Origin of the sequence: Bacillus sp. FSL R5-0439, from assembly GCF_038008805.1 — a bacterium.
Taxonomy (GTDB): domain Bacteria; phylum Bacillota; class Bacilli; order Bacillales; family Bacillaceae; genus Bacillus; species Bacillus safensis.
The window spans coordinates 3,526,473-3,541,577 of the sequence record NZ_JBBOZW010000001.1; the positions used below are offsets into that span (position 1 = coordinate 3,526,473).

At 40.8% G+C, this 15,105-nt stretch carries 15 protein-coding genes and 2 riboswitches; of the genes, 2 read left to right on the plus strand and 13 right to left on the minus strand.

Translation table 11 applies throughout. From position 1 onward, the window contains the following. The first annotated feature begins 81 nt into the window (after positions 1 to 81). Positions 82 to 194: riboswitch (SAM riboswitch) on the plus strand. Between the two features lie 88 nt (positions 195 to 282). Further along, positions 283 to 1,407 carry a 5-methyltetrahydropteroyltriglutamate--homocysteine S-methyltransferase gene (locus NST59_RS18205; protein ID WP_106025437.1) on the plus strand — a complete coding sequence of 375 codons (1,125 nt, stop codon included), beginning with the start codon at positions 283 to 285 and terminating at the stop codon, positions 1,405 to 1,407. Between the two features lie 54 nt (positions 1,408 to 1,461). Here the strand turns inward: NST59_RS18205 and NST59_RS18210 are convergent, their stop codons facing one another. From NST59_RS18210 to NST59_RS18260, 11 genes are all read right to left on the minus strand, one after another. Further along, positions 1,462 to 2,880 carry a glycoside hydrolase family 1 protein gene (locus NST59_RS18210; RefSeq protein ID WP_144489806.1) on the minus strand — a complete coding sequence of 473 codons (1,419 nt, stop codon included), beginning with the start codon at positions 2,878 to 2,880 and terminating at the stop codon, positions 1,462 to 1,464. Further along, positions 2,852 to 4,759: a beta-glucoside-specific PTS transporter subunit IIABC gene (locus tag NST59_RS18215; protein WP_341040882.1), complete on the minus strand. Its 1,908-nt coding sequence runs from the start codon at positions 4,757 to 4,759 to the stop codon at positions 2,852 to 2,854. Before NST59_RS18215 ends, NST59_RS18210 begins: the two co-directional genes overlap by 29 nt. A gap of 327 nt (positions 4,760 to 5,086) precedes the next feature. Then, a complete protein-coding gene (gene licT, locus NST59_RS18220; RefSeq protein ID WP_106025435.1) occupies positions 5,087 to 5,920 on the minus strand; it encodes a BglG family transcription antiterminator LicT in 834 nt (277 codons plus the stop codon). Between the two features lie 235 nt (positions 5,921 to 6,155). Then, complete coding sequence (locus NST59_RS18225) at positions 6,156 to 6,971, minus strand: YwqG family protein (RefSeq protein WP_144489804.1); 816 nt, start codon at positions 6,969 to 6,971, stop codon at positions 6,156 to 6,158. A 168-nt stretch (positions 6,972 to 7,139) separates the two neighbouring features. Beyond that, on the minus strand, positions 7,140 to 7,979 hold the full coding sequence (locus tag NST59_RS18230; protein WP_144489802.1) for a methyl-accepting chemotaxis protein: 840 nt from the start codon (positions 7,977 to 7,979) through the stop codon (positions 7,140 to 7,142). A 150-nt stretch (positions 7,980 to 8,129) separates the two neighbouring features. Then, positions 8,130 to 8,864, minus strand: coding sequence for an energy-coupling factor transporter transmembrane component T family protein (locus NST59_RS18235; protein ID WP_144489800.1), 735 nt, complete (start codon positions 8,862 to 8,864; stop codon positions 8,130 to 8,132). After that, positions 8,854 to 10,452 carry an ABC transporter ATP-binding protein gene (locus NST59_RS18240; protein WP_144489798.1) on the minus strand — a complete coding sequence of 533 codons (1,599 nt, stop codon included), beginning with the start codon at positions 10,450 to 10,452 and terminating at the stop codon, positions 8,854 to 8,856. Before NST59_RS18240 ends, NST59_RS18235 begins: the two co-directional genes overlap by 11 nt. Then, complete coding sequence (locus NST59_RS18245) at positions 10,427 to 11,026, minus strand: ECF transporter S component (RefSeq protein ID WP_064498214.1); 600 nt, start codon at positions 11,024 to 11,026, stop codon at positions 10,427 to 10,429. Before NST59_RS18245 ends, NST59_RS18240 begins: the two co-directional genes overlap by 26 nt. Further along, positions 11,023 to 11,709: a thiaminase II gene (tenA, locus tag NST59_RS18250; RefSeq protein WP_064498215.1), complete on the minus strand. Its 687-nt coding sequence runs from the start codon at positions 11,707 to 11,709 to the stop codon at positions 11,023 to 11,025. Before tenA ends, NST59_RS18245 begins: the two co-directional genes overlap by 4 nt. 87 nt (positions 11,710 to 11,796) lie before the next feature. Beyond that, a riboswitch (TPP riboswitch) is annotated at positions 11,797 to 11,900 on the minus strand. Positions 11,901 to 11,956: 56 nt separating this feature from the next. Next, positions 11,957 to 13,084 carry a hypothetical protein gene (locus tag NST59_RS18255; RefSeq protein ID WP_144489795.1) on the minus strand — a complete coding sequence of 376 codons (1,128 nt, stop codon included), beginning with the start codon at positions 13,082 to 13,084 and terminating at the stop codon, positions 11,957 to 11,959. 140 nt (positions 13,085 to 13,224) lie between these two features. Then, a complete protein-coding gene (locus NST59_RS18260) occupies positions 13,225 to 13,881 on the minus strand; it encodes a type 1 glutamine amidotransferase domain-containing protein (RefSeq protein WP_144489793.1) in 657 nt (218 codons plus the stop codon). A gap of 258 nt (positions 13,882 to 14,139) precedes the next feature. Here NST59_RS18260 and NST59_RS18265 point away from each other — a divergent pair, with 258 nt between their 5' ends. Further along, entirely contained in the window at positions 14,140 to 14,304 is a 165-nt protein-coding gene (locus NST59_RS18265; protein ID WP_003214630.1) for a hypothetical protein, read from the plus strand. Between the two features lie 35 nt (positions 14,305 to 14,339). On the opposite strand, the gene NST59_RS18270 is transcribed toward NST59_RS18265, so the two are convergent. Next, positions 14,340 to 14,711 carry a DUF1304 domain-containing protein gene (locus NST59_RS18270; RefSeq protein WP_034281380.1) on the minus strand — a complete coding sequence of 124 codons (372 nt, stop codon included), beginning with the start codon at positions 14,709 to 14,711 and terminating at the stop codon, positions 14,340 to 14,342. 5 nt (positions 14,712 to 14,716) lie between these two features. Beyond that, a complete protein-coding gene (locus tag NST59_RS18275; RefSeq protein ID WP_039182618.1) occupies positions 14,717 to 14,971 on the minus strand; it encodes an ORF6C domain-containing protein in 255 nt (84 codons plus the stop codon). Positions 14,972 to 15,105: the final 134 nt, after the last annotated feature.

A 15,105-nucleotide genomic window follows, 5' to 3' on the forward strand; every position in this document is an offset into this window, starting at 1 on the left:
AAATTAAATTGTAAAAACCATTGACTTTTCCCTGAAAAGGTTGAATAATTGTGTTTATTAAGAAAATTGAATCAAAAGGTAACCTTATTAAGAGTGGTGGAGGGACTGGCCCTGTGAAACCCGGCAACCGCTGTTCCTAGGAACAGAATGGTGCTAATTCCTTAAGCAAGCAGATGCTTGTTTGAAGATAAGGCAGAGTTCTCACAGTATATGATGCTCTTCCTTATCCAAGGAAGAGCTTTTTTATTTGATTTTTTAACCTGAAGAAAGAAGGGATTCAGCATGACACAAGTACAAACCATTGGAAAGAAAACAACGAAACCGCCATACCGCGCAGATCAAGTAGGAAGCTTACTACGTTCAGAACGCATCAAGGAAGCACGCAAGCTAAAAGCAGACGGTACGCTGACAGCAGAACAACTCCGACAAATTGAAAACGAAGAAATCACACGTATTGTAGAGAAGCAAAAAGAAATTGGGTTAGAGGTTGTCACAGATGGTGAGTTCAGACGTGCATGGTGGCATTTTGACTTTCTGGAAGGACTCGATGGGGTTGAAGGATTTGAAGCAGATCAGGGCATTCAATTCCATAACACGACGACAAAAGCAAGAGGGATCAAGGTAACAGGCAAGATCGATTTTACAGATCATCCAATGTTGGAGGATTATCGTTTCCTTCACAGCATCGCTGGTGATCATACAGCTAAAATGACGATTCCAAGTCCGAATATGCTCTTTTTCCGTGGAAAGCTTGAAGAAGGAGTGTATGACAGCTTAGAGGAATTCCACCATGATGTGGCACAGGCGTATAAGAAAGCCATCCGTGCTTTTTATGATGCAGGCTGCCGCTACTTGCAGCTGGATGATACGGCATGGGCCGTGTTCTTTTCTGAAAAAGGTCACGAACAAATCAAAGCCTTTGGCCGTGAAGAGGATGAACTTCGTGAGTCGTTTGCGAAGACAATCAATGAAGCTGTTGCTGATCGCCCAGAGGATTTGGTGATTACTATGCACATTTGCCGCGGTAACTTTAAATCAACTTGGGCAGCTGAAGGTGGTTACGAAGCAGCGGCAGAAACAATTTTCGCCGGCTTAGATCTTGATGGTCTCTTTTTAGAATTCGACGACGATCGTTCTGGCGGATTTGAGCCTCTTCGATATGTGAAGAACCCAAACCTTCAAATCGTACTAGGCCTTGTCACTTCAAAATACGGTGAGCTTGAGCCAGTTGAACAGATTAAAAAACGCATTGAGGAAGCGGCTCAATATGTGGACATTAACCAAATTTGTTTGAGTCCACAATGCGGTTTCGCCTCAACAGAGGAAGGCAACCTGTTAACAGAAGAACAGCAATGGGAAAAGCTGCGTCATGTGATTGAGATTGCTGATCAAGTGTGGACTTCGTAGTTCCTCAAAGGACAAAAAAGACAAACCGCAGTATGAGCGGTTTGTCTTTTTCTTTTATGCATCCAAATGTTCACCATTCGTCGCAATCACTTGTTTATACCAATCGAAGCTTTTCTTTTTCTTTCTATCTAATGTACCGTTTCCTTCATTATCACGGTCGACATAAATGAAGCCGTATCGTTTTTTCATTTCAGCCGTTGATGCGCTGACTAGGTCAATTGGGCCCCAGCTTGTATAACCGATCAGGTCTACTCCGTCTGCGATGGCTTCTCTCGCCTCTAGCAAATGACTTCTGAGGTAATCAATTCGGTAATCGTCTTGAATTGATCCGTCTTCTTCTACTTGATCGACAGCACCCAATCCATTTTCTACGATAAACAATGGCTTTTGGTAGCGGTCATACAGCTGATTCAGTGTTGTACGAAGTCCTTTCGGATCAATTTGCCAGCCCCAATCACTTGCTTCTAGATAAGGGTTTTTCACACCTTCAAATAGGTTACCACCAGTAACTTGTTCAAGGATCTTTGGATCAGTACTCGTCACAAAACTCATATAATAACTGAAGCCAATATAGTCAACTGTATGGTTTCTTAAAATGTCTTCGTCCCCGTCTTGGAACTCAATGTTGATGTTATTTTCCAGGAAATAACGTTTCATGTAACCTGGGTAATAGCCTCTTGCCTGTACATCTGAGAAGAACAATGTTTTACGGTCTTGCTCAATTGCAGCAAACATATCCTCTGGTCTTGAGCTGTACGGGTATGTGGTCATCGCTGCAATCATACAGCCAATTTTTGCATCTGGAATGATTTCATGTCCTGCTTTAACAGCCAGAGCACTTGCAACAAATTGGTGATGCGCTGCTTGATATTGAATGCTTTTCTCGTCTTCCCCTTCTTCAAATACAAGCCCGCCGCCAGTGAAAGGTGCATGTAACACGACATTGATTTCATTGAAGGTCATCCAATATTTCACTTTATCTTTAAAGCGAGTGAACAATGTTTTAGCGTATGTTTCATAAAGATCCACAAGCTTACGGTTTCTCCATCCACCGTAGTTTTTCACAAGTGCAAGCGGCATTTCATAGTGAGAGATCGTGACAACTGGCTCAATTCCATGCTTATGCAGTTCATCAAATACTTTTTCATAAAAAGCGAGGCCTGCTTCATTCGGTTCCGCATCGTCGCCATTTGGGAAAATACGCGGCCAAGAAATAGATAGTCTGAAGCTCTTGAATCCCATTTCTGCAAAGAGTGCAATATCTTCTTTATAGCGATGGTAGAAATCGATGGCATCATGATATAAGTTTAGGTCTTTCATTGATTCATCGAATGGATGCATAATACCATTTGGCGATACATCAGCTGTCGATAAGCCTTTTCCATCTTTATTATATGCGCCTTCAACTTGGTTGGCTGCAACAGCGCCGCCCCATAAGAAACCTTTAGGAAATGTTTTTTCTAATTTGTTCATGTTGAATGCCCTCCTCTTTTTCTTCTACACTGACTGTAAGCAGTGTCTCTTTCACTGTAATCGCTCCATCTGTTTTCCCATCAACTTGAGCATAATCATTTGTGTTGGTCACAATAACAGGTGTGGTCACATCATAGCCTTCTTGCTGAATACCCTTGATATCAAATTCAACCAGCACATCCCCTGCTTGTACAAGATCACCGGACTGCACATGACTTGTGAAATACTTTCCGTCAAGCTTTACCGTGTCAATCCCGACATGAATAAGAAGTTCTGTGCCTTGGTCGCTCTTCAAGCCAATGGCATGTTTTGTGTGAAAAATGGTTTCAATCTTGCCGTTGAACGGTGCAACAACGCGTCCAACAGTTGGTACAATGGCTGTACCTTTGCCCATGATTTCATTAGAGAATGTTGCATCATTTACTTGATTGAGCGGCTTTAGCTGACCTTCAATCGGGCTTTGTATCAATTCATTTTGAAGCGCTGCTGTGTCTTTTTTTTCTTCTGGTTTGTCTGCTTTTTTATCATCTTTCACTGGTACATCTTTGAATCCTAGAACAAGTGTCATGATCGTTGCTACAACAAATCCGATCACTAAACCGATGATTGAGTAGACAAATGTTGGGCCAATGAATGTTGGGAGACCTGGGAGGCCTGCTGATCCAGATATCACATATGATTTTACTTTAAAGATCGACATAAACACGCCGCCTGCTGCTGCACCAATAAGGGCTGCAAGGAACGGTTTTTTCAATCGCATGTTCACACCATACATAGCAGGTTCAGTAATACCCATTAAAGCTGTAATACTTGTAGACATCGCCAATGATTTGAATGTTTTGTTTTTTGATCTTAAGAAGACACCGAATGCTGCGCCTGCTTGTGCCATGTTCGCTACAAACATCATTGGAAGAATAAAGTCAAAACCGTTTAATGTAATGTTGTTAATCATGATTGGAAGCAGTGCATAGTGCATGCCCGTAATGATCAATGGTGACATGAATCCGCCAATCAAGAGTCCGGCCAGAATACCTGCATGTTTAAACAATAAATCAATTCCACCTGAAAGGCCATTACCGATAATTCCACCAAGTGGTCCAACCGCGATGAGCATAACCGGTACAACGACAAGAAGTGTAACTGTTGGAACAAGGATGATCTTTAATGATTTTGGACTATATTTTTCTGCGAATCTTTCAACATATGAGCCGAGCCAAATGGTAAGAAGAATTGGAATTACCGATGAAGAGTACACAACGGCAACCACTGGCAAGCCGAGAAATTCTGTATTTCCCGCACCCAGTAAAGCGGTTAACTGCGGGTGCAGTGCTGCTGCTGCAATGGCAGCTGCGATATACTGATTTGTACCAATTTTTTTGGCTACGCTTACAGCAAGTAGAATCGGTAAGAAGTAAAAGGCTCCATCTCCGATAGCTGTTAAAATCGCATACGTGCTGCTTTTATCTGATATCCACTGAAATGTGAGCATCAGTGCCAAAATCCCTTTGATCATACCGGCTCCAGCGATGGCCGGGAGAATCGGTGTGAAGACACCAGAGATAAAATCGAAAAGCTTTGATATCACATTTTGTTTTGATGCTTCTTCTGTACCGCTTGATTTTACATCTGTTGATAACCCAGAGTCAGCAATCATCGCTTGATAGACATTTGAGACATCATTGCCGATAATGACATGATATTGACCTCCGCTTTGATTCACGCCCATGACGCCGTCTGTTGATTGCAGCTTTTCTTTATCTGCCTTGCTTTCATCGTATAAGTTGAAGCGAAGTCTTGTCATACAATGTGTGACTTGCTTAACATTTTTTTCACCGCCGACAAGTTCTAGCACTTCTTTTGCTGTTTGTTTGTGGTTCATTGTGTTACCCTCCAATCGTTGATTTCATCTTGATATAGAAAAAACCTAAACATCCATTAATGTCCGAGAAATAGCGATTCAGACATTAATCGATATTTAGGTTTTGCCTGCTTAACCAGTAACAATCCTTCATAGCGATTGATCGTTATTTAATTTTTATAAGTCTTTAGATATAAAAAAACCTAAATCATGCCTTATCAAAGATAGGGACAATGATTTAGGTTTTGCCTGCTTGACCAGTAACAATCCTAAAAGATTGTGGGTTATTTAGTTTATAGTTATAAATTATCATGTTAATTTTGTGATGTCAACGCTTTCTTTTTGAATTTATTTTCTTTTTATTACTCTGTCTATATGCAAAGTTAAATATAGCATTTCATCTTCTATGAGACTTCGGTTGTATTCTTTTTGAACATACTCGTTAATTTTTTCTGCGCATTGAAAAGCTGCAATGTTTTTCTCTTTTACCACTTCATACAGAAACTCATTTTGATTTTCCATTTGTGTTTCGTTAAACAGACGCTGTCCGAAAAACTTCAAATGCGTTACAAATCGGAAATAATTTAATGATTCCTCGTCTAAATCAATTTGAAAGTGATATTTAACGATGTTTAAAATGTCTTGAATGAGTTTGGTGATTTGAATCACGTTTGGCATTTCCTCATTGAGCTCTGCATTGACAATATGCATGGCAATAAAGCCCGCTTCATCCTCAGGAAGATGGATGCTCAGCTTGTCCTCAATGATCCGAATCGCTTCTAAACCACATCTGAACTCATCTTTATACAGCCGTTTGATTTCCCAGAGCAAGGCATTTTTGATGTCCATTCCTTTTTGATGACGTTCAATGGCAAAGGTGATATGATCCGTCAGCGTCACATAGATGCTGTCATTTAGATTTTTGTTAAGCGTTGTTCTCGCATGCTCAATAATCGCCTCACACACTTGCATATACTCGATTGGAATATCATAAAGCAGGGTTTTGAATTTTTCTGATATATCTTTATTTTGAATAGAAAATACCTTCTCGATTCGTTCTTCGTCAATCGGGTCTCCGCTTTTCTTTTGAAACGCGATCCCTCTGCCCATAATGACCAGCTCATGCTGCTCGTCATCATACGCACTGACAACATTATTATTGATTACTTTCGAAATGATCAATTGATACCCCCCAGTACATTCCGCTTTTTCGAGCATTTTATCGTTGAATCATAAGTCATGTTATTATTATTTTCAAAAAAGAGGACTTTAAGATGATTTTACATTTTTTTTTGATCCGGTCAACTAGTAAGAATGACATATTGCCTCTTAGAAATGACGAAATAGGGACAAAAAAGTCTAAAAACATACACAAAAACACTCTATAAAGAGTGTTTAAAGTGTGTTTTTTACAAAATCAGGAGCAGTCCCAATTATAGACAACATTCTCGAAATTTTTTCGTTTGAGGTCTTCTGGTTTGATAAAGAAATTGGCAATACCGCAATCTCCCCACATCAAATCTACTTCGTCATCTGAGTCAATTTGTAATAACAAAACGGTATGTTCTTGATCTACATAGGTACGCGGGTCTTCTTGTGTAAACCCTGGGTACCCGCCCAATTTGTGACCAAAGCCACTCGCTGTTTCATAAAATTCATCCAGCAGGGCATCTGCTTCATCGCCATTAACACCATCTGCATCTTCGAATAGGTCCCAGCTGTTCTTTCCTGTGACTTTTTCAAAGCGGAAATCTCCTACACTGATCGTTTCACTTGCTAATTCACCTGTAATTGCGCCTTCCTTCGTTACAGGAAAATAAAAATCGTCTGGAATTTTCACAAAAGAAAAATCAGTCAATAACTCTTCTTCTGCCAAGAAAGGTTCCTCAATAAATTTAATTCGAAAATCTTTTTGCTCTGTTTTATGGTCAATATTCATTCCATAAAGATCATCATGCACAGAAATAAAGACTTGCAAAATCCCTGTTTCTGGATAATCCTTCAGCTTTGGCAGCTGGCCGAAATTAATTTGCGCCAAAAGTTTCATAGGATGCCCTTCATCATCAACCGGATATTCGTCGTTTTTGGGGAAGTAAGGATCACCAGCTATTTTGCTGTCGTATGGTCCTGTTTTTCCTTGTTTCATCTGCAATTGTATCATTGGTTTTTCCGTTTCATCTAACAACGGACGGTAGGGTGCAAGTATTTCTTGCAGCTTTGCTGATTGTGTCACGATGATCTTCCTCCTTATGAATAGGTCTAATGACAAAACTAGTCTCTCTTTTTCTATCATACAGAAGTGTATCCTGCCTGTCAGCGATAAAACGGTCATAATCCTAACAAGTTTCTCACCTTGAAATGATAAAAAACCTCCAATTCAGCTGGAGGTTTTATCGTTTTTTTATTTCACTTGATAGTTCACTAAGTCGTTTGCTAATGCTTTCATCGTTTCGTTTGTTTCATGAAGGCCTTCAATAATTTTTGTAAAAGTGCCTACAAGTTCTGCCTGATGCTCAGAGGAAGCGACAATTTGCGCAATTTCTTCTTCCATTCCTTTGATTGACCCCTGCACATCTTTTAGGGCTGTTTCAATATCAGTTGTCGCCTGTTTCGCGTGAGTTGACAGCTTTCTCACTTCTGTTGCGACCACTCCAAAGCCTGCTCCTGCTTCTCCCACTCTTGCAGCTTCAATTGATGCGTTAAGTCCAAGTAGGTTCGTTTGATCAGAGATACCTTTAATGAGATTAGATACTTGATTGATTTTAGAGGAATTTTCGACAGTGGTTTTCGTATTTTGAAGAATTTGTTCACTTGTCGCTTGTAGTTCCTCTGAATGTGCGGCAACCTGCTGTACCATTGCGACTAGTTTTTCCGAAGCTTCGTTGCTCTCCGTCATGATGTGATCTAATCGTTGTTGATTGGTTTGGTCATAGGCCACACAGAAGGCAGCAACTACTTGACCTAATTCATCAGTAATTGGAACGGCTACGATATCCATTGGAATCCCGTATACTTCTTTCGGAATTTGGATAAACGATGGTTCTCTCCCATTTTTCAGCATCGCAAAGTTTTGGAATCCAGGATCTACTTTATCACCAGCTTTAAATCCTAAATCAATATTCCCATGTTGCTGATAATAAAGAACCTTCTCTTTCCCTATAACAGAAAAGGTTAGCTGTTCTCTCATAGCAAGTCCAATGATTGGTAAAGCGTCTATAATGTTATCAATTCTCTGTGACATTCGCTTACGTTCATCCTCTCTTTTTCTCAGTACACCTTCTTTATCGGTTCGTTATATGATCTATTACAGCCTGTAATGTGTACTAATATCAATCAAATGACCTAAGATATATAAAAAGCCCACATTCTATCAAGAGAATGTGGGTGTTTTTTAAACAAGGTAAATGCACATGAAGACACTGATACCGATGAGAAAAAGATACATATAGTCAATCCATGAGGTGCTCATGATATGATAATACGTTCGCTCTCTCGTCCCTGTGAAGCCCCTGGCTTCCATTGCAATCGCTAAGCGTTCTGATTTTCGTACGCCCTGCGTAAAAAGAGGTAATGCATAACGCATAAAGGCCTTCCAGCTGTTTTTTTGCTTGTAGCCTCTGATTTTATGTGCAGCTTTCATTTGTTTTAATTCACTTTGAAATAACGGAATAAACCGGAAGCCAGCAAGCATTCCATACGCCCATTTTGGGGACATTCGGCATTGATGAATCAAACTCATCATAAATGCCGTCAAATCTGTGGTGGACGTAAAAAGGAGGCCAAATGTCACAAATCCAAGCATTCTGAAAGCGATGGTGAGCCCATTTCTTAAACTCTCCTCCGTGATATGAAACCACGCCCACTTCCAAACAGTATGATCCCCCTTGCCGAATGCCGCCATCATCCAAAAGACGAGAATAAAAAAGAGCAGATAAGGGACAAGCCTTGTGATGAGATACTTCATATTCCATCCACCTAAAACAAGTCCAATGCCAAGAGCAAACAGCCAGATGATAAAGGTTGTTTTAGGATCAGATATCGCCATGAGGCAGCCCATCGCAAGCAGGTGAGCGAGTAATTTCATGACTGGATTCACAGTAGAAAGAAAGGAATGATTACTTTGCAATCGTCAGCACATCCTTTCTTTCTGCCACATAGCGATAATGTAAAGGAGCTCTCAGCTGATAAGCATCGACAAGTTCCTGATTTGAAAATAAATCATAAGGGGGACCATCATATACATGCTTGCCTTGATGAAAAAGAAGCACTTGATCGGCACATTCATCGACAAGCTCCATATCATGTGTAACCATCACAATGGTCGTGCCTTGGCGCTGCCGTTCTTTTAAACGCCTCATTAATTCCTTCGCCGTTTTTTCATCCTGCCCGAAAGTCGGTTCATCTAACAGCAATACATCTTGATCAAAAAGGAGCATCGTGGCAACACTCAATCTTCTTTTTTGCCCTAAACTTAAGGTGAAGGGATGTGCTTTTGCATGCTTCTCTAAACCGAACTCTTTCAGTAGCTGGGCCGTTTTTTCTTGTACGACTGATTCTGGCCAGTTTCGCTGTCTGCCTCCAAAGGCAATTTCATCGAATACTGTGTCTTGTATAAATTGAAGCTCCGGATTTTGAAACACAAATCCTGCTTTTTCATAGAGTAGTCGGTCAGACCATTTTTTAAGGTTTGTTTCTTTTAAGAAAATATGACCTTTTTTAGCTGGCTCTAAGCGGATCAAATGTTTGAGACACGTACTTTTTCCGCTTCCATTTTCTCCAATAATCGCCACCCATTCTCCTGCTTTGATATCAAGCTGAAGGTTACTCATAATCCTTTTTTTCCCGTAGCTTAATTGAAGATTTTCTGTACGAATCATTGTCTCTCGTTCGATTGACGGCACTTTTTCATGCTTCGCTTTTCTTACTTCATAGGTTTGCATAAAGGTTTGACTCAGTGGATGAAATGGATCTTGAATAATCGTGGACCATTTCTCGGGAAATAATTTTGGCCGCCAAATTCCTGCCTCTTTCATTTCTTCCTCATATGTCACGAGCACATCTTTTGGAGCTCCATCTGCTAAAATGCTGCCTTGATCATCTAATAAAATCACCCGATCCATCCATTCAATGACTCCGTCAAGCACATGCTCTACAAAAATCATGGTTTGCTGCTGATCGGCTGCAAGCTGCTGCAGCAGTTGAAATATGTCCATTCTACCTGCTGGGTCAAGCTGTGCGGTTGGTTCATCAAAGAATAGAACATCCGGCTGTAAAGCTAGTAAACAAGCAAGTGCCAATCGCTGCTTCATGCCGCCAGATAAAGTGTGAATCTCTGAATGCGGATCGACATTCAGTTGGACTTTTTGCATGAGCTGCTGAATGATATCATCCATCTCTTCCCGAGGGACGGAACGGTTCTCTAAGCTAAAGGCAATTTCTTCATTGACGCGGTGCATACAAAACTGAGAGTCTGGATCTTGAAACATGACGCCTGTATGTCTTTGTAACACCACTTCACCCTGCATGTCTGCTTCCACATGCTCTGGAATGATTCCAGCCAGAACCGAAATGAGCGTGGATTTCCCGCTTCCGCTCGGCCCTAAAATAAGCACCTTTTCCCCTTTTTGAATCGTCAGGGAGATTTGATTTAAAACAGGCTTAGGCTGTTCATAAAAACGGACAGTCAGATCATTGCACGCGAGAAATGAATTCATGCTGTTCACCTTTGTTTCGTTTTTCTTTCATAATGGCATATTGATTCAGTACACCTGTTTTGGATAGTGCGTCCACCACCACTTTCGCAAGGCAGCCGCCAAGTATCATTCCACTAATAATTTGAGTCACAAGGGTCATAAGTAAAACTTGAGGCGTGTAATAACCAAAGCCATTTGCCACGAGACTGTACGCCATCGCTCCGATAGCGGCAAAGGCACCAGACAGCATCAGTGTCCACATGCGGTATCGTCTATACCCAAAAAGAGCGAAGGCGATTTCTGCCCCAAGCCCTTGGCATACACCAATCAGCAAAGCTGAAAGTCCGAAGTGGCTGCCTGTCAATAATTCCACAGCCGCGGCAGCTGTTTCCGCAATCAGGGCAGCCCCCGGCTTTTGAATGATATACGCAACGATTGGACTAGCAATGACCCATATTCCAAACATGATATTGCCTCCTGCTGGGCCAACAAGTGCTGTAATCGGTAAGTAAAGTGTGGACCATCCTAAATAGATCACACCGCACGCAACGGATAAAATCACAGCAAGGACGACTTCTTTCATCTTCCATGTCATGATGAATGCACCTCCAGTTGAACTGGCCACTCTTCAACAGTGAAGGCCATTTCCCAAAACTTGTATTCGAGCTGGCAACTTAAGATAAAATGCTGTTTCATTTTTTCCTTTTCCTTCTCACTTGCTGCTTCCGCCAATTGATCGAGCCGCTTGCAAAGCTCACCTGTGACAGAATCGGTTAACCCTCCATAAAACGTGATCCATTCATAAAACGGATGTGACGGGTCTGGCTGCACATCTGTGAGCATTCGTTTCCCTATTTCCCAATATGTCCAAGGACATGGTAGCAGGACAGCGATGATTTCACCAAGCGTACCTTCCTGTGCGACTTGCAGCATGTGATGAATATAGTGATGAGCACTCGGAGCCAAAGAAGCACCTTGGAGCTCATCATATGCTACTCCTGCCACTCGGCAAAGGTTTTGATGAGGGTGCGTTTCACTATCTAGTACAAATGCAATCTGCTGATGAAAAAACGCAATATCCCCTCTGTCTGTACATCTGCTGAGCGCTGCTGCATAAATTTTAATGAATGCTTGTAAGTATTCTGCATCCTGTTTGACATAATGAATGATCTGTTCCTTTTCCAGCTTTCCTGCTGCCAGGCCTCTGACGAACGGATGCTGATAAATGGCTTCAAATAACGGTTCTGTTTCTTTCCTTAATTGCGTAGAAAATGTCATAAAAAAAGCCTCCTCTTCTTCAGTTGAATAAATGAAAAAGCCACCCCAAATGGAGCGGCCTTCTTATCGATTCAATCATGAATAAGACAAGGTCCAGCTCCACTTCCCTCCGCTAGTACGAACTAGATCAGGTTCAAAGGGTCCAAGATTTTCTCTTGTCTCAGTCATACATGACTCCCCTAGTGGACTTTTGTCATTTAATTATCTTTACTCTACACATGTGGCGATTTGATGTCAACCGCCTTTCTTAATTCAACGTTCTGATTGTTGGCAGTTTCTCGATCCCTGCAGCATAGTAGAAATTCAACACACTGAAGAAATCGATCGGCTTTCCTGTTTTTAAATCTACAGCTAAAATATGATCACCGTAATTTGTCATATCATCAATATCTAAGCGTCTTGGTGTCGTCTTCCCGAGTGTATCAACAAAGCTACTATGGTAGTACTGCCCACTAGCAAACGATGATTCATGATACATAAATAAAGTCTCCACATCTAAGTAGACGAGAATGGCCTCTGAGGAACTTGCGTATGGAGCAGAGTACGACACTGGTGCTGAAATACTTTTCACCTTCACACTGTCAACAGAATGAGTTCTCTGTTCATATTTTCCATCATATGAGAAGTAAAATACACGCTCCCATTTATAATCGGCGGTCTTAGATTGTTTGTTATATACTTTTGTACCATTTGCGAAAACATCCCCATTGGCATACGTAGCGACAAAGTATTGCAATGTTGATGACAGGGATTCAGCACCTGTGAAATTTGGTGGGTTTTTGGCATTCACCTGTAATGTATATGAGTCTCCAAAGTCTCCACCGCTGGTAATACCAAACGCATAATCACCCGCTGGTAAATTGCTTAACGCAATCAGACTGCCTGCCGGTTGAATAAGATCCGTTGGGTAGGCTTGTCCTGTTTCATAATCAACAACAAACAATTGAACGAAATAATCAGCGTTTGAAGAGGTAATCCGGCTGATGAGTGCCTGAGGTGAAGATGTGCTTAAAAACCATAAATCAACTGGGTCGTCCTCTGTTAAGACAGCCGATTGATTTATGGCTAGTCCATCAATGGAGCGAACGGCAGACGTGCGCATTTTGCCATCTTTAGCAGCTTTTCGTTTGATACTGATTCCTTTCTTCTTATTCACTTTAAATGATTTTTTCACTTGCTTCTGTTGGATAGCGGTTCCTTCATCCTGCTTCAAAAACGACTCTTGCACTTGCTGAATCGCTTTTTCTGTCAGTGGTGATCGTTTCCCACTTGATTTTGGTGCTTCTTCTGCTTTTAATGCTGGTGAAAACAAACCTGTTGCGACGAGTAAAACAGACAGTAAAGCTGCAGTGATTTTGACATAAAATGCTCTCACAGGAACATCCCCTTTTCCTCATTTGGGTTTTTTACCCTGTGATAATTTTACCATTATTCCAATCATTGTTTTGGTCTTTTTTGGGACATTTTTATAACAAAAAAACCAGCCGCATGAGTAACGGCTGGTTTTTGATCGTTTTATGCAATAGTTTTAACAAACAAACGTGCTGTTTCTGCACTTGATCCGGGGTTTTGTCCAGTAATGATTTGTCCGTCAACGACAGCAAATGGCGCAAAGGCATCTCCTTTTTCAAACGCTGCCCCCTGCTCACGAAGTTTTGTTTCCAATAAAAATGGAACCTTTGATGTCAGCTGCACGGCTTCCTCTTCTTCGTTGGTGAAGCCTGTGATTTTTTTGCCTTCGATAAATGATTTGCCATTTTCGTCCTTCACATCAACGAATGCTGAAACACCATGACAAACGGCTCCGATCGCACCATTTTTATCTGAAACCGCTAAGATCGCATCCGCCACCAATTGATTAGACGCAAAGTCGATCATAGGGCCGTGTCCCCCAGCAAAGAAAATACCGTCATAATCAGCTGGATTCACATCTGTAAGCGCCTTTGTGTCTTGAAGTCGTTCATACACATCTTGATATTGCGCTGGAACACCTTCAGGAATTGAATTTTTGTCAATTGGTACAGTGCCACCTTGAATAGAGACAATTTGTACTTCTAGTTCATTTTCTTTAAAAATATGAAATGGCTCTGCTAACTCTTCTAGCCATAAGCCTGTTGGATGTCCATTCATTTCTGGGCTGCTTGTCGATACTAATAACACTTTCTTACTCATCTTGATCATCCTTTCGATTTATCCTGTGGTTATTTTATATTTTGCACAATTAAATATCAAGCAATATGACTTTGGGTCAGTTCTTTATGTTATACCCGATTTTCTAAAAAATATGGTATGACTCAAAATCTAATCAATATGTCACATTCTATTGGTAGGGAATTTCATGTAAAATTGTCATTGAGTGATATAATATGAGGAAAGATTGACAGATCTCTCGTGTCACATGAGGGGATTTTTAAAGGAGTGGAAAAAGAGATGAAAACCTATTCGATTGTGATGATCATCATCACGCTCTGTATTATATTGGCCGTCTTTTTAATGAACCTAACAGGGGTCATGTACGGAAAAATCATTTTGGCCGTTGCTGTTGCCCTTTGTCTGACATCCATTATTCGTTTGATGGGACTTCGAAAAAGATAAAAGCCGCCCTTTCTAGGGGCGGCTTTATTTTAAGATTAGATCGCCAGCATCAGTGCAATTAATGCAAGAAGCGCTGGTACTCCTTGTTTGATGATAATTGATTTATTGGATGTTACACCGCCAAATACTGCTGCGATGATGACACAAAGAATGAAAAATAGCTGAATCATATATCCAACGGTATTCGATCCAAGAATGAGTCCCCAAATGAGTCCTGCTGCTAAAAACCCGTTATAAAGCCCCTGATTAGCAAACATCACTTTGACATTTGGATCTTTTTGCAAGTGTTCTGGCAGCTTAAAAGATCTCTTCGCCATCTTTGATTCCATAAAAAACATTTCTAATAACATGATGACAATGTGTTCTAATGCGACAATTCCTACTAAAATCATTGCTAAAATATTCAATTTAGTTAATTCCTTTCTGATAGACGGTCACGAATTTCTATTTTATCCGTGTATAAATCAAAGTCTTGTATTAATTCTAGCGCTTCTGTAAAGCGACTTTGTGGAATGTCTTTCATTTTTCTCACGCCGAATTCCTTTTTAATAAAAGCCATGATGGTATTGATATGAAGCTTACCATGACCATCATACTCCAAATGGCTGCAAAAAGTCTGCATCGTCCCTCGAATCACCTTTAATTGCTTGGCAGTGACATAACTCATTGGTAACGCTCATCCTTTCCTTTGTTTTAACAGCTAAAAGAATCATGGTTGAAAGAAAATCTTCCAGGCTCTATTATATAATGGTTTCATTCGGATATCAAAATAAAAAAGAACAGACATTCGATTAAAAACCA